15 protein-coding genes and 1 pseudogene are annotated in these 19,441 nt (G+C 34.7%); 15 read left to right on the top strand and 1 reads right to left on the bottom strand.

Annotated features, from left to right (window positions below; genetic code table 11):
- Positions 1-4 precede the first annotated feature (4 nt).
- The 12 genes from ACVQ8P_RS00175 (at position 5) to pepT (ending at position 12,641) form a co-directional block, all read left to right on the top strand.
- The gene (locus ACVQ8P_RS00175; RefSeq protein ID WP_462296843.1) at positions 5-448 is read left to right on the top strand and encodes a GatB/YqeY domain-containing protein; all 444 of its coding nucleotides are present in this window, start codon (positions 5-7) and stop codon (positions 446-448) included.
- Positions 449-607: 159 nt separating this feature from the next.
- Entirely contained in the window at positions 608-1,093 is a 486-nt protein-coding gene (ybeY, locus tag ACVQ8P_RS00170) for an rRNA maturation RNase YbeY (RefSeq protein ID WP_462296842.1), read from the top strand.
- Positions 1,071-1,475, top strand: a complete 405-nt coding sequence (locus ACVQ8P_RS00165) for a diacylglycerol kinase family protein (protein WP_462296841.1) — start codon at positions 1,071-1,073, stop codon at positions 1,473-1,475. Before ybeY ends, ACVQ8P_RS00165 begins: the two co-directional genes overlap by 23 nt.
- A gap of 43 nt (positions 1,476-1,518) precedes the next feature.
- Positions 1,519-2,424, top strand: a complete 906-nt coding sequence (gene era, locus ACVQ8P_RS00160) for a GTPase Era (protein ID WP_462296840.1) — start codon at positions 1,519-1,521, stop codon at positions 2,422-2,424.
- 73 nt (positions 2,425-2,497) lie between these two features.
- A complete protein-coding gene (gene recO, locus ACVQ8P_RS00155; protein ID WP_462296862.1) occupies positions 2,498-3,280 on the top strand; it encodes a DNA repair protein RecO in 783 nt (260 codons plus the stop codon).
- 269 nt (positions 3,281-3,549) lie between these two features.
- The gene (gene glyQ, locus ACVQ8P_RS00150) at positions 3,550-4,467 is read left to right on the top strand and encodes a glycine--tRNA ligase subunit alpha (protein WP_462296839.1); all 918 of its coding nucleotides are present in this window, start codon (positions 3,550-3,552) and stop codon (positions 4,465-4,467) included.
- Between the two features lies 1 nt (position 4,468).
- Positions 4,469-6,544 carry a glycine--tRNA ligase subunit beta gene (gene glyS, locus ACVQ8P_RS00145; RefSeq protein ID WP_462296838.1) on the top strand — a complete coding sequence of 692 codons (2,076 nt, stop codon included), beginning with the start codon at positions 4,469-4,471 and terminating at the stop codon, positions 6,542-6,544.
- A 195-nt stretch (positions 6,545-6,739) separates the two neighbouring features.
- Positions 6,740-8,593, top strand: a complete 1,854-nt coding sequence (gene dnaG / locus ACVQ8P_RS00140) for a DNA primase (RefSeq protein ID WP_462296837.1) — start codon at positions 6,740-6,742, stop codon at positions 8,591-8,593.
- Between the two features lie 14 nt (positions 8,594-8,607).
- Positions 8,608-9,747 (top strand): RNA polymerase sigma factor RpoD, encoded by a 1,140-nt coding sequence (rpoD, locus tag ACVQ8P_RS00135; RefSeq protein ID WP_462296836.1) that lies wholly within the window; start codon positions 8,608-8,610, stop codon positions 9,745-9,747.
- 96 nt (positions 9,748-9,843) lie between these two features.
- Complete coding sequence (locus ACVQ8P_RS00130; protein WP_462296835.1) at positions 9,844-10,539, top strand: tRNA (adenine(22)-N(1))-methyltransferase; 696 nt, start codon at positions 9,844-9,846, stop codon at positions 10,537-10,539.
- A complete protein-coding gene (locus ACVQ8P_RS00125; protein ID WP_462296834.1) occupies positions 10,536-11,333 on the top strand; it encodes a Nif3-like dinuclear metal center hexameric protein in 798 nt (265 codons plus the stop codon). The genes ACVQ8P_RS00130 and ACVQ8P_RS00125 overlap by 4 nt, the downstream gene beginning before the upstream one ends.
- A gap of 57 nt (positions 11,334-11,390) precedes the next feature.
- Positions 11,391-12,641 (top strand): peptidase T, encoded by a 1,251-nt coding sequence (gene pepT, locus ACVQ8P_RS00120; RefSeq protein WP_462296833.1) that lies wholly within the window; start codon positions 11,391-11,393, stop codon positions 12,639-12,641.
- Between the two features lie 50 nt (positions 12,642-12,691).
- Here the strand turns inward: pepT and ACVQ8P_RS00115 are convergent, their stop codons facing one another.
- A complete protein-coding gene (locus tag ACVQ8P_RS00115) occupies positions 12,692-12,880 on the bottom strand; it encodes a YjzD family protein (protein ID WP_462296832.1) in 189 nt (62 codons plus the stop codon).
- A 132-nt stretch (positions 12,881-13,012) separates the two neighbouring features.
- Between ACVQ8P_RS00115 and dnaE the strand changes: the two genes are divergently transcribed.
- The 3 genes and pseudogenes from dnaE to pyk all read left to right on the top strand — a co-directional run bounded on the left by dnaE (position 13,013) and on the right by pyk (position 19,260).
- Complete coding sequence (gene dnaE, locus ACVQ8P_RS00110; protein ID WP_462296831.1) at positions 13,013-16,333, top strand: DNA polymerase III subunit alpha; 3,321 nt, start codon at positions 13,013-13,015, stop codon at positions 16,331-16,333.
- A gap of 112 nt (positions 16,334-16,445) precedes the next feature.
- Entirely contained in the window at positions 16,446-17,414 is a 969-nt protein-coding gene (gene pfkA / locus ACVQ8P_RS00105) for a 6-phosphofructokinase (protein WP_462296830.1), read from the top strand.
- A gap of 57 nt (positions 17,415-17,471) precedes the next feature.
- Positions 17,472-19,260 (top strand): annotated as a pseudogene (gene pyk, locus ACVQ8P_RS00100) (pyruvate kinase).
- The last annotated feature ends 181 nt before the right edge of the window (positions 19,261-19,441 follow it).

Below are 19,441 nucleotides of genomic sequence, written 5' to 3'. Positions count from 1 at the left end.
CACGTTGAGTCTATTAGAAACACTTAATAACGATTTAAAACAAGCGATGAAAGCAAAAGACAAACAAACTTTAAGCACTGTAAGAATGCTTAAAGCAGCTGTTACAAACGAAGAAATTAAAGCGGGTCATGAATTGTCAACTGACGATGAAACTGTTTTATTAGCTCGTGAGTTAAAACAACGTAAAGAATCTTATGCAGAATTCAAAAGTGCTGGTCGAGATGATCTTTTAGAAAGTCTTGATATGGAAATTACAATTGTCGAAAAATATTTACCTGAGCAATTATCAGCTGACGAAATTACTAATATTGTGAAAGAAGTTATTTCACAAGTTGGTGCAACTTCAAAGGCCGATTTTGGTAAAGTCATGGGTGCGGTTATTCCTAAACTTAAGGGACGTGCTGATGGCAAGGTTATTAGTGAGACAGTTAAATCATTATTAAACTAGCAAAAAGAACTACAATTCTATTGAATTGTAGTTCTTTTTTTGTTTTAAATGAATCAAAATATAAAGAAATACAGATTTACTTTAGTTAGTTTCAGAAATATGCTATTATTTGAGTTAGGTAACTTTAGGACATATAAAACGAATTTAAAGAGGGCTATTATGGATTTAGAAATTTTTGACCACACTGAAGCAGAACCAGAAAAAAATATTACATTAATTAAAGAAATTCTTGATTTTGCGGGTAAAAAAATAGACTTACCTGATGATACTGAAATGTCAGTGACCTTAATGAATAATGAAGAAATTCATAAAATTAACCGAGATTATCGGAATGTTGATAGACCAACTGATGTTATCAGTTTTGCAATTGAAGAAGATGGTGATGATATGCCAATTATTTTTCCTGATGATGAAGATATGGATATGCCAGAAATAGCAAAGAATATTGGTGATATCATGATTTCAACTGAAAAAGTGGCTGAACAAGCAATTGATTATGGTCATTCTTATGAACGTGAACTTGGTTTTTTAACAGTGCATGGTTTCTTACATCTAAATGGTTATGATCACATGGAACCTGAAGATGAAAAAGAAATGTTTGGCTTACAAACTGAAATATTAGATGCTTATGGCCTTAAACGATAAGCGCCAGGTTAAAAAAAATCGAACATTTTTGTCATCATTAGGACATTCATTAGATGGCCTTGTTACGGTTTTTAAAGAAGAACGAAATATGAAAAAACATGTGGCAATGATGGTTTTAGTTTCGATTTGCGCAGCGATTTTTCAGATTTCTGAAACAGAGTGGTTGTGGTTGGCCTTAAGTATTAGTATGGTCATTATTAATGAAGTCTGGAACACCGTTATTGAAAATCTAGTTGATTTGACAACTGGAAATAAATATAACGAAATTGCAAAAAAAGTGAAAGATATGTCAGCAGCAGCCGTCTTACTTTCTGCGCTATTTGCGATGATTGTTGGATGTCTCATTTTTATCCCACAACTGTTGGCATTGGTGTTTGGTTAGTCAATTATAAGAGAAGATACTTAAATAAGAGGAGAATTAATTAATGCAAAATAAAAAATTTCATTCAGGATTTGTTGCCATTTTAGGACGTCCTAATGTTGGTAAATCAACATTTTTAAATAATGTTATGGGTCAAAAAATTGCAATTATGAGTGATAAGGCACAAACAACTAGAAACAAAATTCAAGGTATCTATACAACTGATGATGCACAAATTGTCTTTATTGATACACCTGGTGTTCATAAACCAAAAAGTCGTTTAGGCGATTTTATGGTTAAATCGGCACTTTCAACACTTGGAGAAGTTGATGCAATCTTATTTATGGTTAATGCAACAGAAAAACGTGGTCCTGGAGATAATTTTATCATTGATCGCTTAAAGGATACTAAAAAACCAATTTACTTGGTTATTAATAAAATTGATCAAATTCATCCCGATGAAATATTAGCTATTGTGGAGACTTATCGTGAATCATTAGATTATAAAGAAGTTTTCCCAATTTCGGCGCTTAAAGGAAATAATGTTAATGAGCTAGTTGATTCATTAATGAGTGAACTACCTGAAGGTCCTCAATTTTATCCTGAAGATCAAATTACAGATCATCCAGAACGATTTGTTATGGGTGAATTAATTCGTGAAAAAGTTTTACAATTAACAAGAGAAGAAGTCCCTCATTCAGTTGCTGTATTAGTTGAAGACATAAAAAAAGAAGACGAAGAAAAATTGCATATTTCTGCAACAATCATCGTTGAACGTTCAACTCAAAAAGGAATTATCATTGGTAAAGGTGGTAAAATGCTAAAGGATATCGGAGTTAAAGCTAGAAAAGATATCGAAACAATGCTTGGAGATCGCGTTTATTTGGAACTTTGGGTTAAAGTTCAAAAAAATTGGCGTGATAAACAAACCGATTTGAAAGCATTCGGTTATCGTGAAGACGACTATTAAAAGTAATATAATGATCGGAACAAAGTTAATATTTGTTCCGATTTTTATTTAGTTATGGAAGGGGGAATGTGGTATCGTTCAGAACAATGCAGATTTTGAAGGAATTTTACTTTATCGTAAAGAATATAAGGAACGTGATTTATTGGTTAAATTCTTAACTGATCGATATGGTAAAAAAATGTTTTTTATCAAGGGTGCAAGAAAACGTGGTTTTAAATTGGCGTCTGCTTTATTGCCGTTTACAATTGGGACCTATAGCGGTAATTTAAATGATAATGGGCTTTCATTTATCAATGCGGCTAAAGAATTTGAACAATTTCAAACTATCTCACAAGATATCGTCAGCAATGCCTATGCAACTTATATCTTTAGTTTGATCGATGCTGCATTTAAAGATAACGACCCCATTCCAGTTTGGTTTCAAAAGGTCGCAACGGCTATTCGATTGATTGATGAAGAGTTTGATGCAGAAATTATAACAAATATTATTGAAATTCAATTATTAACGGTTTTTGGTGTGCAACCACAGTTGCAAGGATGTACTGTTGGTGGTGAAACTCAAGGGGAATTTGACTATTCAGAATCTTACGGTGGGTTACTTTGTTCTAAACATTGGTACCTTGATAATAATCGATTACATGCCACTCAAAAAACAATTTATTATTTAAGACAATTTTCTGTTGTGAATCTCGATAAATTAAATTCAATTAAGGTTGCTGAGCCTACAAAAAAAGAATTACGGCGAATTATTGATGTTATTTATGATAATAGTGTTGGATTAAATTTAAAAAGTAAAAAATTTATTGATGGGATGGACTCATGGCCCGTTTCATTAAAGAAAAAGACTGAAATGTAATTGACAAATAATGATTTCTAAACTATGATTATAGAGAAATAAATAGCGGGATTATGATGAAAAAAGGTAAGAATAATTATTAAAGCGAACTTAGGATTGGTGTGAGCTAAGTGATTAATTATTGTTATTGGCGTTTTCGGAGTCCTTTGTTAATGAAGCTGCTGGTTACTTTAACCAGAAGTAGGGTGGAACCGCGATATTAAAATCGTCCCTATGTGGTCTATAAGACTGCATAGGTTTTTTTGTGTCTAAAACTAAGGAGGAATATCATGTCAAAAAAGTTAGCTGTTCAAGATATTATTATGACATTACAAAAATTTTGGGCTGATCAGGGTTGTATGCTCATGGAAGCATACGATACGGAAAAAGGGGCAGGAACTATGAGTCCTTATACATTCTTGCGCGCAATTGGACCAGAACCATGGAATGCTGCCTACGTTGAACCTTCAAGACGTCCTGCAGATGGTCGTTATGGTGAAAATCCTAACCGATTATATCAACATCATCAATTTCAAGTTGTGATGAAACCTTCTCCTGCAAATATTCAAGACTTATATTTAGATAGTTTGCGTGCCTTAGGTATTGATCCTGCTGAACATGATATCCGCTTTGTTGAAGATAACTGGGAAAATCCATCAATGGGCTGTGCTGGTGTTGGTTGGGAAGTTTGGCTTGATGGTATGGAAGTGACCCAATTTACTTACTTCCAACAAGTTGGTGGACTAGAAGTTCATCCAGTGACTAGTGAAGTGACATATGGGTTAGAACGTCTTTCTTCATATATTCAAGATGTTGAGAGTGTCTATGATCTTGAATGGGCTGACGGTGTTATGTACGGTGATATTTTCAAGGAACCTGAGTACGAAAATTCTAAATATTCATTCGAAGAAAGTAATCAAGAAATGTTATTTAATTTATTTGATGTCTATGAAACTGAAGCTAAAAAGCAAATTACGAATGGCTTAGTCCATCCAGCCTATGATTATGTTTTAAAATGTAGTCACACCTTTAATTTATTGGATGCTCGTGGTGCCGTTTCAGTGACGGAACGTGCTGGCTATTTAGCAAGAATTAGAAATATGGCAAAATCAATTGCTAAGGTCTTTGTTCAAGAACGAAAGAAACTGGGTTATCCCTTATTAAAAGACGAAAAACTTCGTGCAAAGTTATTAAAGGAGGACAAATAAGATGACACATTCCTTTTTATTAGAAATTGGGTTAGAAGAGATACCTGCCCATGTTGTTACACCAAGTCAGAATCAATTAGCTAAACGTGTGAGTGATTTTTTGACGGAACAACGTTTATCGTTTGGTGAAGTGAAAGCTTTCTCAACGCCTAGACGACTCGCAATTGAAGTGACTGATTTAGCTGATAAACAAGAAGATATTCAAGAAGAAGCTAAAGGCCCTGCAAAGAAGATTGCATTAGATGATGAAGGTAATTGGTCAAATGCTGCTAAAGGATTTGTTCGTGGGCAAGGGGTTACAACCGATGAAATCACCTTCAAAGAATTAAAGGGTGTCGAATATGTTTATGTGAATAAATTTATTGCTGGGAAATTAGCTAAAGATATTTTAAGTCAAATTAAAAATGTAATCGAAGCAATGACTTTTCCAACTATGATGCACTGGGCAAATTATGATTTTAAATATGTCCGTCCAATTCGTTGGCTAGTTGCGTTACTTGATGATGAGGTTGTTCCATTTAGCATTTTAAATATTGAATCTGGTCGTCAAACGCAAGGACATCGATTCTTAGGTGAAGCCGTTGATCTTGCATCAGCAACTGAATATGTTGGAAAATTAGAAGAACAATATGTCATCGTTGACTCTAATAGACGAAAAGAAATGATTAGAACGCAAATTGCTGCGCTTGAAAATAATCAAGACTGGCATATCATTGTAGATGAAGATCTTTTGGAAGAAGTTAACAATTTAGTTGAATTTCCAACTGTATTTTCTGGTCATTTTGATGAGAAATACTTGGATATTCCGGATGTTGTTTTAATGACTTCAATGAAAGACCATCAAAGATTCTTTTATGTTCGCGGTCAAAATGATGAAATCTTACCCATGTTTGTCTCAGTTCGTAACGGGACAGAAGCTAATATTGCCAATGTAGAAGCAGGTAATGAAAAAGTTCTTACGGCACGCTTGGAAGATGCAGCATTTTTCTATCAAGAAGATCAGAAACAAACGATTAATGATTATGTGGAACGACTAAAAAGTGTCACTTTCCATGATAAAATCGGATCGATGTATGAAAAAATGGCACGTGTGCAATTAATGGCACAAATTATTGGTAAACGTGTTGGTTTAAATGATCATGAACTAGCGCTCTTACAACGAGCAAGTGAGATTTATAAATTTGATTTAGTTACAGGTATGGTTGGTGAATTTTCAGAACTTCAAGGAATTATGGGTGAGAAATATGCCTTATTGATGGGCGAAGAACCAGCTGTTGCGCAAGCAATTTCTGAACATTATATGCCAATTAGTGCTGATGGTGCCTTACCTAAATCAAAAATTGGGGCAGTTTTGGCTATCGCTGATAAATTAGATAGTATATCAAGTTTCTTCTCAGTGGGATTAATTCCAACCGGCTCAAACGATCCCTATGCGCTGCGTCGTCAAGCATTCGGTGTTGTTAGAATTGTTGAAGCTCGTCAATGGCGTTTTTCACCACTTGAAGTATTAAATGATATTAAAGCATTAGCAACACTTCATCCAGAATTATTCACGAAGATGTCTGTCGGTGAAAATGATTCAGACGTTCTGAGCTTTATTAACGATCGGATGAAGCAATGGTTCTCAAATCAAAAAGTGAGCTACGATATTATTGAAAGTGTCGTTGAAAGCGCTGGTGCAGATTTATTAACAATGGCAGAAGCTGCAGTCGCTCTTGAAACTCATAAAAAAGATAGTGATTTTAAGGAAACCATTGAAGCTATTAACCGTGTGTTGAAGTTATCAGATAAAAATAATGCAACTGATTTAGCAATTGAGCAAACCTTATTTGACAATACTGCTGAAAAAGAACTGTTTGAACGTGTTGATACAATACAAAGTCGTTTGGCAGACTTAACACCCGAAGAATTATATAATACATTAAATGATATTCGACCATTAATTGAAAATTATTTTGATCAAACAATGGTTATGGTAGATGATGTAAAAATTAAAAAGAACCGTTTGAATCAATTGAGTTTAATTGCTAAAATGAGTTCAAAATTAGGTAATTTGAATAAATTAAATATTAAATAATAGAGAGATAGGAACTTATCTGAGAGGATAACTCCTATTTTTTGTTTGGTAAAAGATTAGGAATAGGCATATTTGACAAAAGTGTCTATTAGTCAGAGCTAATTGTTGTATTTATGTCAAATCAATGCTACTATTATGAGTGCTCAAAAAAGATGTCTAACTTCGTATTGTTAGTTTTGGAGGTGAATAACTGGAATGAGAATACCCGAAAATGTCATTGAACATGTTCGAACAAGTGTGAATATTACTGATGTGATTAGTCAGTATGTCGGATTAAAAAAATCTGGTAATAATTTTATGGGTTTGTGTCCGTTCCATGAGGAAAAAACACCTTCATTTTCTGTAAGCGAAGAGAAACAAATCTTCCATTGTTTTAGTTGTGGACGAGGTGGGAATGTTTTCAAATTTTTAACCGAATTAGATGGTCTTAGTTTTCCAGAGTCGGTTAATAAAGTTGCAGAATTTGCTGGTATAGAAATGGATAGTAAATATGCGCAATCACAATTAGCTGAAACGCAGGAATCAACGGAAAATCGGCAATTAAAACAAATTCATGACGATGCGACTAAGTTATATCAACATATCTTAATGAATACAGAAATGGGTCAAAAAGCGTTAGATTATTTGCATCATCGAGGGATGACTGATGAAGACATTGCAACTTTTCAAATTGGATTTGCACCTGAAAAATCAGTTTTACAGGCTTTTTTAGATGAAAAGAAAATAGAGTATCAATTGTTACGACAATCTGGTCTATTTATTGAAAATCAAGAAGGAAAGTTGCGTGAACGATTTATTAACCGTGTCATGTTTCCAATTAGAAATCAAAATGGTCAGGTTGTTGCTTTTTCAGGTCGATTACTTGAGAAAAATAAAGAATTACCTAAATATTTAAATAGTCCTGAGACGCCCATTTTTAATAAACGAGATATTTTATTTAATTATGATTTGGCAAAAAAAGAAATTCGGACGGAAGGTAATGTTGTTCTGTTCGAAGGATTCATGGATGTTCTAGCAGCTTATCGGTCTGGTGTTAAAAATGGGGTTGCCTCTATGGGAACAAGTCTGACAAATGAACAAATTTATTTGTTGGAACGGTCAACATCACAATTAAACATTTGTTATGATGGGGATGAGCCAGGTCAAAATGCAACTAATCGTGCTTTAGATTTGTTGGCAAATCAAACAAAAATGAAGGTTGGCGTGCTGGTTATTCCTGATGGCATGGATCCAGATGAATTTGTTGCAAAAAATGGTAAAGATAAGTTTCTTGAGTTAGCTCACTCTGCTCGAGAGACAGCAATTTCGTTTAAAATGAATTTTTTGAAACGAAATCGAAATTTAAAAAATGAAAGTGAGCAAATTGACTATATTGAACAGGTTTTACAAGTTTTAACAACCATTAAAACGCCTTTTGAACAAGACATTTATATTAATCAGTTGGCTGATGATTTTAAAATTGATAAAGCAATTCTAAGACAACAACTTGTTGACTTAGTCGCTGTTCAGCCAAGAGTGCCGCAACAACAAATGAGTCAGCCTTCGAGAGCTCGGACAGATGAGCCACCTGTTGAACAACACCAAGATATCATGCGTGATGAAAAAATGGGTCGTGTGGAACGGGCTGAACGCTTATTATTGTATCGTGTATTGCATGACCATACTGCTTGGCTAAAGATTCGAGCAATTGATGGGTTTAGCTTTGTACATGATGGTTACCAGCTGATATATACGTTAGCTGAAGGCTATTTCGAAGGACATGAACAATATGAAATTGCTAGTTTCTTAGATTACTTACCAGAAGAACCTTTGAAACGCTTTGTCATGCAAATTGAACTTATGACAGTTGCGGATAACGCTTCAGAGGATGAACTTAACGATTGTGTATCAGTTATTATGAATGATTCTCCTGTTGAACGCGCTATTAGTCAAGTTCGTTCGGACCTTGCAGAGGCCAATCGGTTGGGTAATAAAGAAATGACTAATGAACTATCATTTAAATTAATTGCTTTGTATCAAAAACAACAAGTACCACGAACATCCATCTAAGGGAGGAATTATTAATGGTAAAAAAAGTAGAAAAAGTTGAAGAAGCAGAGTTTGATGAAAAAGGGTTTAAAAAAGCACAAACGAAGTTAATCAAAGCCTACAAAGTTAAAAAAGAAATTAAGTATGACGATTTAACGAATGAACTAGCAACACCATTTCATTTAGATGCTACTCGTATGGATAAATTACTTCAAAAAGTTGAAGATGCTGGTATTGCTGTTGTTGATGAAGAGGGAAACCCAAGTGAACATAGTTTAAAAGCTGCTGAAAAAGTGACTAAGAAAGCCTTAAAAGATACCTCTGCACCAACTGGTATTAAGATTAATGATCCCGTTAGAATGTATTTGAAAGAAATTGGTCGTGTTAACCTTTTAAAAGCAGAGGAAGAAGTTGCCTTAGCTTTAAAAATTGAAGAAGGCGATGAAGAGGCTAAACAAAAATTAGCAGAAGCTAACCTACGTTTAGTTGTTTCGATTGCTAAACGCTATGTTGGACGTGGAATGCAATTTCTTGATTTAATCCAAGAAGGTAACATGGGATTAATGAAGGCTGTTGAAAAATTTGATTACCGTAAAGGGTTCAAGTTCTCAACGTATGCAACATGGTGGATTAGACAAGCAATTACGCGTGCTATTGCTGATCAAGCCCGTACCATTCGAATTCCAGTTCATATGGTTGAAACAATTAATAAATTAATTCGAATTCAACGTCAATTATTGCAAGAGCTTGTTCGTGAACCTATTCCTGAAGAAATCGGTGCTGAAATGGACATGCCTGCTATGCCCGCTGAAAAAGTTCGTGAAATTTTAAAAATTGCTCAAGAACCTGTTTCATTAGAAACACCTATTGGTGAAGAAGATGATTCTCATTTGGGTGATTTTATTGAAGATCAAGATGCAACAAGCCCAGCTGACCATGCTGCTTATGAGCTCTTGAAGGAACAATTAGAAAATGTGCTTGATACATTAACTGATCGTGAAGAAAATGTCTTACGTTTACGATTTGGTCTTGATGATGGTCGCACAAGAACGCTTGAAGAAGTTGGTAAAGTCTTTGGTGTGACGCGTGAACGTATTCGTCAAATTGAAGCTAAAGCATTACGTAAATTACGTCATCCTTCTCGTTCAAAACAACTAAAAGATTTCTTAGAATAAACAATTGAGAGCACAGTATAAAACGAAATTTGTTTTATACTGTGCTCTTTTTAGTTATAATAAGAAAGGATAATATGGAAAGAAGAGGATCAATATATGGATGCACGACATTTGTCAGATCGATTAGTTCAAGTTGCAAAATTTGTACCAAAAAATGCAAGATTAGCTGATATTGGCTCAGATCATGCTTATTTACCTGCTTATTTAGCCATCAATAAAATAATTTCATATGCAGTTGCTGGTGAAGTTGCTAAAGGCCCCTATGAAAATGCCGTAACAGAAATTAATAAAGAGCGGCTAGATCATATGATTATGCCAAGATTGGCGAATGGGTTAAAGGCAATTAAACCAAGTGATAATATCGATACGATTACAATTGCAGGGATGGGCGGCCCTTTAATTAAAACGATTTTCACTGCTGATTTAGAAAAATTAATGGGTGTACGGCGATTAATTATTCAACCTAATGTTGGACAAGCATTAATACGTGAATGGTTAATGAATAATTCGTATCAAATTATCGATGAGGATATTGTTGAAGATGATCATCATGTCTATGAGATTATTGTGGCCGAAAAAGTTAGTGATAAAATAACCTATTCTGCATTAGATTTGAAATATGGGCCAAAATTAAGAATGGACCAAAGTGATGTGTTTAAAATGAAATGGCAAAAGCAAATGAAAAAGAAACGGGAAGTTTTAAAACATTTTGCAGCTGCTACTGAAGTTCCCTTGGCTAAAAAAGATGTTTTAGAGTCTGAAATAAAAGAAATTGAGGAGATGCTTAAATGACCAAAATACTTGATTTAATTAATCGGTTTGAAGCATTTGCTCCCAAAAGTATGGCTGAAACAGGTGATCCAGTTGGTCTGCAGTTGGGGAATTTGAACAATGATGTTACTAAGGTGATGACAACGTTAGATGTCCGTCCAGAAGTTGTTCAAGAAGCGATTGATAATAAGGTTGATTTAATTTTTGCGCATCATCCATTAATGTTTAGACCAGCTAAAAATTTGGACACCACAAATCCTCAAAATAAAATGTATGCAGACTTGTTACGCCATAATATAACTGTTTATGCAGCGCATACTAATTTGGATAATGTTTCTGGTGGCATGAATGATTGGTTGGCAGAACAATTGGGATTACAAGAAACGGTACCATTGGTACATACAAATAGTGCGGATTATGGGATGGGGCGTGTCGGAAAATTAGCTGATCCAATGACGGTGGCTGAGTTTTCTGATTACTGTAAGCAACAATTTCATTTAAGCGGCTTACGAATTATTTCGAATGATTTAGCACAATCAGTTCAACGGATTGCTGTCCTAGGAGGTGATGGTGGTAAATTCTATCATGAAGCCATTAAAAATCAAGCAGATGTCTATGTGACAGGCGATATTTATTACCATACAGCTCATGATATGTTGGCTGAAGGCCTAACAGCTATCGATCCAGGACATCATATTGAAAGTATCTGTAAGGGCCAACTTAAATGGTTATTTGAAGAATGGAATGTAGAAAATAAATGGCAAATTGAAATAATTGCCTCAACCCTTAATACAGATCCATTTCAGTTTATTTAAGTTCAAAATTAGAGTATGATTAGAGATATTAAATAAACTATTAGGAGATAAGCTGCTATGACAAAATATGAAGAATTAATTCCACGTTTTATTAAGTATGTAAAAACGGAAACGCGCTCTGATGAAAATTCAAAAACGACTCCTTCAACTCAAACTCAGGTTGATTTTGCAAAAGAATTAAAAAAGGAACTTTTGGAAATTGGATTAGCTGATGCACGTATTTCTGAAAAAAGTGGGTACGTTTTAGCAACGTTACCAAGTAATTTAGAAAATGGTGAAGAAGTTAAAGCGGTTGGATTTATTTCACATATGGATACAGCTGCATTTACGGCAGAAGGTGTTAAGCCACAATTCGTTGAAAATTATGATGGTGAATCTGATATTAATCTTGATGATGAAGGTAAATTTAAATTAACCGTTAAAGAATTTCCAAATTTAAAGAATTATAAAGGGAACACACTGATTACAACAGATGGGTCAACGTTATTAGGTTCTGATGATAAATCTGGTGTAGCTGAAATTATAACAGCTGTAGCTTACTTAGTAGCGCATCCTGAAGTTAAGCATGGTGATATCAAAGTTGGTATTGGACCTGATGAAGAAATTGGTGTTGGGGCTGATAAATTTGACGTAAAAGATTTCGGAGCCGACTTAGCTTATACGGTTGATGGTGGACCACTAGGCGAGCTAGAATATGAAACGTTTAATGCTGCTCAAGCAGTTATTTCAATTCAAGGTAAAGAAGTGCATCCAGCGACCGCTAAAGGTGTTTTAATTAATGCCATTAAACTTGCTAACCAATTTGATGCTTTGTTACCACAAGATGAAGTACCTGAAAAAACGGAAGGACGAGAGGGATTTTATCATTTAGTTTCTCTAGATGGAACCGTTGATGAAGCAAAAATGGTTTATATTATTCGTGATCATGACCGTCAAAAATTTGAAGATCGTAAGAAATTTATGTTGTCAATTGCTGATAAAATGAATGCAGGTTTTGATACTGAACGTGTGACAATTGATATGGCTGATCAATACTATAATATGCGTGAAGTGATTGAGAAGGACATGACTGTTGTGAATGTTGCTAAGCAAGCCATGGAAAACTTATCAATTAAACCAGATATTTATCCAGTACGTGGTGGGACTGATGGCTCTAAAATTTCATTTATGGGACTACCAACGCCAAACTTGTTTGCTGGTGCAGAAAATATGCACGCACGATTTGAGTTTGTTTCCATTGAAACAATGGAAAAAGCAACGGATGTTGTGCTAGAAATTATCAAATTAGTGTCTGAAGAAACCAAATAATAAATTTTAAGACAAATAAAAAAAGATAAACTAATTTAGTTTATCTTTTTTTATTTGTCAGATTTAGGATCTTTGATAATGGCGTAAAGGCAGTTCACAGCAATTAAGCCAGTGACTGCGAATACAATACCGATTAATAAAACTGGTGCAAATGTTGTACCAGTTAGTGAACTTACGATATAACCGATTACTTCACCAAAAATGAAGCCCCAAAAAAGAATTGTTAATTGTTTCATCATAGAACAACACCTCACATTCAAAGATAAGTTTAGCACAAATAATTATTTTTGCAAAAGCTTTTTGACGTCTATTGGGTATTGGTAAAAAGTTTTGTATAATAGCATTAATAGATACTTGAGAGGGGGTTAATTATGTTTGTTCCATTAAAGGTTAAAAGTTCATTTAGTTTACTACAAAGTACAACCAAGATTAATGATCTGGTGCAAAATGCTAAGAGTAAAGGGTATAGCGCACTTGCTTTAACGGATAATAATACATTGTACGGTGCGATTGATTTTTATAATGCTTGTCGAAAAGCTGGAATCAAACCAATCATCGGACTGACATTAGATATTTCCGGTTTAGTTGAAACTGAACATGAATATGAATTAACTTTTATTGCAAAAAATAAACAAGGTTACCAGAATTTAATGCAACTATCAACGTTAAAGATGACATTAAGTGAGGGGACATTAACATGGGATAAATTAGTAAACTATTTAGATGGATTATTCATGCTATCTCCCAGTGAAAAAAGTGAATTTAGTTATTTAATTCAACAAAGTCAGATTTCTGATGCTAAAGAATTATTAACCAAATACCAAAATTTAATTGGCTCAGAAAATGTCCGGGTGGGGCTATCTCACTTGATGGATACGATTACGGCACAGTCTATTAAAGCTTTAGTAAGTGACTTTGATATGCGAGTTATTGCTTTAGATGAAGTGAATTATTTGGAACCTGAAAACCAATTTGATGTGGAGGTTCTTCAGGCTATTAATGATGGTGCAACGATTTCAGCTGATAGATTTGCAGAACAGCCGTTGGGCGTGTATTCGTTAAGAAATCCTGAAGAAATAACAAAAGAATATCAAGAATTATCAATGGTAGAGGCTATCCAAGAAACACAAAATGTAGCCGACGAAACGGCACTAGAATTAACATTTTCACAACCCAAATTGCCCGAGTATCCATTGCCAGATAATGAGACGGCACATAGTTATTTAAGAAAACTTTGCATTTCTGGATTGTATTCACGATTTCCAAATGGTGTCTCTGAAGAATATAAGCAAAGATTGAATCTCGAACTGAGCGTGATTCAAAAAATGGGATTTGAAGATTATTTTTTAATTGTTTGGGATATTATGAATTATGCCCATTCACAACAGATTATTACTGGTCCTGGACGAGGGTCATCAGCTGGTTCACTGACGGCCTATACATTGACTATTACAGATGTCGATCCAATTGAATATAACTTGTTATTTGAGCGTTTTTTAAATTCAAAACGTGTTCAAATGCCGGATATTGATTTAGATATACCAGATGATAAACGAGGGATGATTCTGGATTACTTACATCAGAAATATGGTCATTATCATATGGCTCAAATTATTACCTTTGGGACAATGGCGGCTAAGCAAGCTTTAAGGGATGTTGGCCGTGTATTCGGTATTTCGCCTTTTGAAATGAAAGCTTGGAGTGAAGCAATTCCTAATGTTTTGAAAATTACATTGACGGATGCATTAACGCAATCACAAAAGTTACGTAATTTAGTGAATGATAGTCCTAAAAATAAAGGTATTTTTACCGTTGCGCAACATATTGAAGGCATTCCGAGACATTATTCGACGCATGCTGCGGGAGTCGTCCTGAGTCAAATTGATTTACGTGAAGTTGCTCCGTTGCAAAATGGGAGTGATGATATCTTACTGACGCAGTATTCTAAAGATTTAGTTGAAAATGTTGGGTTATTAAAAATTGATATTTTAGGGTTACGTAATTTAAATATTTTGGACCAAGCCGTAACCCAAGTTAAAAAAAATTATCAAGCCGATTTTAATCCAGCCCTCGTTAATTTAGAGGACGAGAAAACGTTAGCTCTTTTTAGAGCAGGCGATACTTCTGGCGTTTTTCAATTTGAATCAAGTGGTATTAAAAATGTTTTGAAAAAATTGCAACCGACCTCTTTCGAGGATGTTGCTGCGGTCAATGCATTGTATCGACCGGGCCCCATGGAGAATATTGATACGTTTATTGCCCGGAAGCATGGCCTTGAGAAAATAACATTTCCGGATGATAGCTTGAAACAAATTCTTGAACCTACTTATGGGGTATTAGTGTATCAGGAACAAGTCATGCAAGTTGCATCAAAAATGGGTAATTTCACGTTGGGTGAAGCCGACTTGCTTCGTCGAGCAATGAGTAAAAAGAAAAAAGTAATTATTGATGAAATGCGAACACAGTTTATTAATGGGGCACAGGATAACGGCATTCAAGAGAATGTGGCTAAGACGGTTTATAGTTATATTGAACAATTTGCTAATTATGGATTTAATCGATCACATGCCGTTGCCTACAGTAAGATTGCATTTCAGTTGGCTTATATCAAGGCGAATTTTTCGGCCGCATTTTTTGAAGCCATTTTAAATTCTGTGGGTAACAATCCACAAAAAATAAAAGATTATTTGGTAGAAGCTAAGCAGTATCATGTAACCATTAAATTACCTGATATAAACGTGAGTGAATTTGGCTTTAGTTTGAAGAAAAATGTTGTCTTATTTGGGTTAAGTAGTGTAAAAGGACTTAGAAAAGATTTTATTGAACATATTATTACATTACGACAAGAAGCACCTTTTACAGATTTTCAAGCTTTCTTACATCGCATAGATAAGAAGTATTTGAATGAGGCTAATATATCAGCGCTCATTTATTCCGGTTGCTTTGATCATTTTGAATATAATCGTGCTGAGTTAATTAGTGCTTTACCAGAATTAATTAGTAGTATTGATTTAAGTGGGAATAATACTAATTTGTTTGAATTATTAACCCCTAAGATTGTGAGACAATCAAATTTTCCATTAATGTTTCGTTTAGAAAAAGAAGCTCAATATTTGGGAGCTTACCTGTCAGGGCATCCTGTTGAAAAATATCGTAAACAATTAAGTCAAAGTAACTTACAAAAAATTTCAGAGATATCTGAAAAAAAACGTGTCACTATTTTGGTTAACCTTACGAGAGTTAAAGTTATTCGAACAAAAAAAGGGCAACAAATGGCTTTTGTGAATGGCTCTGATGAAACAAGTGAGATTGATTTAACGCTATTTCCTGATTTATTTCGACAAAAGGAATCTTTGCTTGAAAAAAATAAAATTGTTGTTGTGTCAGGGGATGTTGAAACAAGCAGAGGATTACAAATTATTGTTAAAAAAATAGATTTAGTAGATGACTATATTAAACAAGCGACACACAAAAAATGGTTTTTAAAAATTGCTAAAACAACAACTAATGAAAAAATTGAAGAATTAATGCAACTAATGAAAATGCGTTTGGGGCAGACACCAGTTATTTTGTACTATGAAAAAGACAATCGTAAAATTAGTTTGGATAGAACTTATTGGTTAAGGGATGACGAAGAAACGCATACAGCGCTTACAAGTATGTTGGGTTCTGAAAATGTTGTCATTAAGTAATTTATTCTTGAAAATACTGGAAAGTATTTTCACATTTAACAAGACAACTTTTCTGAAAAGTGTTAATATAGTGAGTGAAATATGTACTTAAATTACTTATTGAGGTGAAGAAATGAAACGCATTGGTATTTTAACAAGTGGTGGAGATGCGCCAGGTATGAACGCTTCAGTTCGTGCCGTTGCACGTCGTGTAATAGGTGAAGGATTAGAAGCATACGGTATTAATTATGGTTTTGCTGGCTTAGTTGCTGGGGACATTCATAAAATTGAATACGCTGACGTTGATGATGTTATTCAACGTGGTGGGACAATGTTATACTCAGCTCGTTATCCTGAATTTGCAACTGCTGAAGGACAATTAAAAGGTATCGAACAACTTAAAAAGTTCGGTATTGATGCTTTAGTTGTTATCGGTGGGGATGGTTCATATCATGGTGCTCTAGCACTCACAAAACGTGGATTTAACGCTGTTGGTATCCCAGGAACAATTGATAATGATATTCCTGATACAGATTTCACAGTTGGATTTGATACAGCTGTTAACACAGCTCTTGATGCAATTGATCGTATTCGCGATACTGCTCGTTCACATCAACGGACATTTATCGTTGAAGTAATGGGTAGAAATGCTGGAGATATTGCTTTATGGGCTGGTATTGCTGGTGGTGCTGACGTTATTGTTATTCCTGAAAAAGGGTATAATATGCAAGAAATTGCAGATAAACTTAACAGTAATCGTGAGCATGGCAAGGATTCAGGAATTATCGTTTTAGCTGAAGGTGTCATGGGTGCTAGTGCTTTTGCTGCCGAATTAGACACATATGGTAATTTCGAAACACGTGTGACTATTTTGGGTCATACACAACGTGGTGGTGTACCAACTGCCAAAGATCGTGTCTTAGCAAGTCGTTTTGGTGATTATGCTGTTCAGCTTCTTATGGAAGGTAAGGGCGGTTTAGCTATTGGTATCAAAGACAACAAATTAGTTGCCGAAGATATTATTGCAACGCTTGAAGAACATAAACATCATACAGATTTAAGTCTTTTAGACTTAAACGCACGACTATCAACACCAAGATAATATAAGACTGTTATTGTTCTTTATAAATAATAAGTAAACTAAGAGGAGATCATAATAATGAAAAAAACTAAAATCGTAAGTACACTTGGTCCAGCCAGTTCAGACCTTGACACAATTGTTAAGTTAATTGAAGCCGGTGCTAATGTTTTCCGTTTCAACTTTTCTCATGGTGACCATGAAGAACATTTAGGTCGTATGACATTAGTTCATGAAGCAGAAAAAATTACTGGTAAAATGGTTGGTATCATGCTTGATACTAAAGGTGCAGAAATCCGTACTACTGTTCAAAAAGAAGGTAAAATTAGCTTTGAAATTAACGATGTTGTTCGTATTTCAATGGATGATTCTCTTGAAGGAACACATGAAAAGATTGCTGTTACTTACCCAGGTTTGATTGAAGATGTTCATGTTGGAGGCCATGTATTATTTGATGATGGTCTTATCGATATGAGAATTGATGAAATCGATACAGCTGCTAACGAATTAGTAACAACTGTTATGAATGCCGGTCGTTTAGGTTCACGTAAAGGTGTTAACGCTCCTGGTGTATCAATTAACTTACCTGGTATTACTGAAAAAGATTCAGATGATATTCGTTTTGGTTTAGATCACAAAATTGATTTCATCGCTGCAAGTTTTGTACGTAAACCAGCTGATGTTTTAGATATCCGTGCTTTACTTGAAGAAAAAGGGATGGAACATGTTCAAATCTTCCCTAAAATTGAATCACAAGAAGGTATCGATAATATTGATGCCATCATGGAAGTTTCTGAAGGTTTAATGGTTGCCCGTGGTGATATGGGTGTTGAAATTCCTGCTGAAAATGTTCCTTTAGTTCAAAAAGACTTAATTAAAAAATGTAACGCTTTGGGCAAACCAGTTATTACTGCTACTCAAATGCTTGATTCAATGCAAGAAAACCCACGTCCTACACGTGCTGAAGCTTCTGATGTTGCTAATGCCGTATTTGATGGAACAGATGCAACAATGCTTTCAGGTGAAAGTGCTAATGGTGACTACCCTGTAGAATCAGTTGCAACAATGGCTCGTATTGATGAAAAAACTGAAAATGCATTACGTGCACATGGTTCATTTGTTTTAAATGAATTTAGCAAAAATGATGTTACTGAAACTATTGGTCGTGCTGTTGCTGAAACAGCTGATAGCTTAGGTATTAAAACAATCATCGCTGCTACAAAATCTGGTCAAACTGCACGTATGATTTCTAAATACCGTCCTGATTCAGATATTTTAGCTATTACATTTGACGAACAAACACGTCATGGTTTATCAGTTAACTGGGGTGTTCACCCAATTATCGCTGAAAAACCAGCATCAACAGATGCATTGTTTAGCTTAGCAACTGAAAAAGCTAAAGAATTAGGTTTTGCTAAAAAAGGCGACCTTATCTTGATTACTGCTGGTCTTCCAGTTGGTGAAAAAGGAACAACAAACAGTTTGAAAGTTCAATTAGTAGACTAATTACATGGAGATTCAAGCAATTGAATCAAAATTAGTTAGCGGTCAAGGTATTGGTGATGCAATAATTATTGGTAAAACAGTGATTGTAAGTTCTGCAGTTGATGCCAGTCAAAAAATTGTTGAGAGTTCTGTTTTAGTCGCGAAAACGATTAATGAAGATTACTTACCAGCAATTGAGAGAGCAAGTGCTTTAATCGTTGAAGATGGTGGTCTCGTTTCGTATGCAGCAATTATGGGTGTATCTATTGGTATTCCTGTTATTGTTGGTGCAAAAAATGCGACCAAATTAATCACGAATGAAGAAATTGTGACAATTGATTCGCGGCATGGTGTTGTTTACTATGGTGCGTTAAACATTAGTTAAATTTTAAACTGGGAAAAGTGGTTAGACTTAAAGTCTAATCGCTTTTTTTATTACGGCTCTTCGTCAACTGTTGTTGGTGAAATTGTCATTGAGAAATCTGTTATTTGATAACAGGTTTCTTTTTTTGCTTAAAATTTAATTGTACTCAAAATACGTAAACGATACTGGCTAAAATTTTTAA

The sequence above is a fragment of the Dellaglioa sp. BT-FLS60 genome, from assembly GCF_054941065.1.
This window is presented reverse-complemented; position numbering and strand designations above follow the sequence as displayed.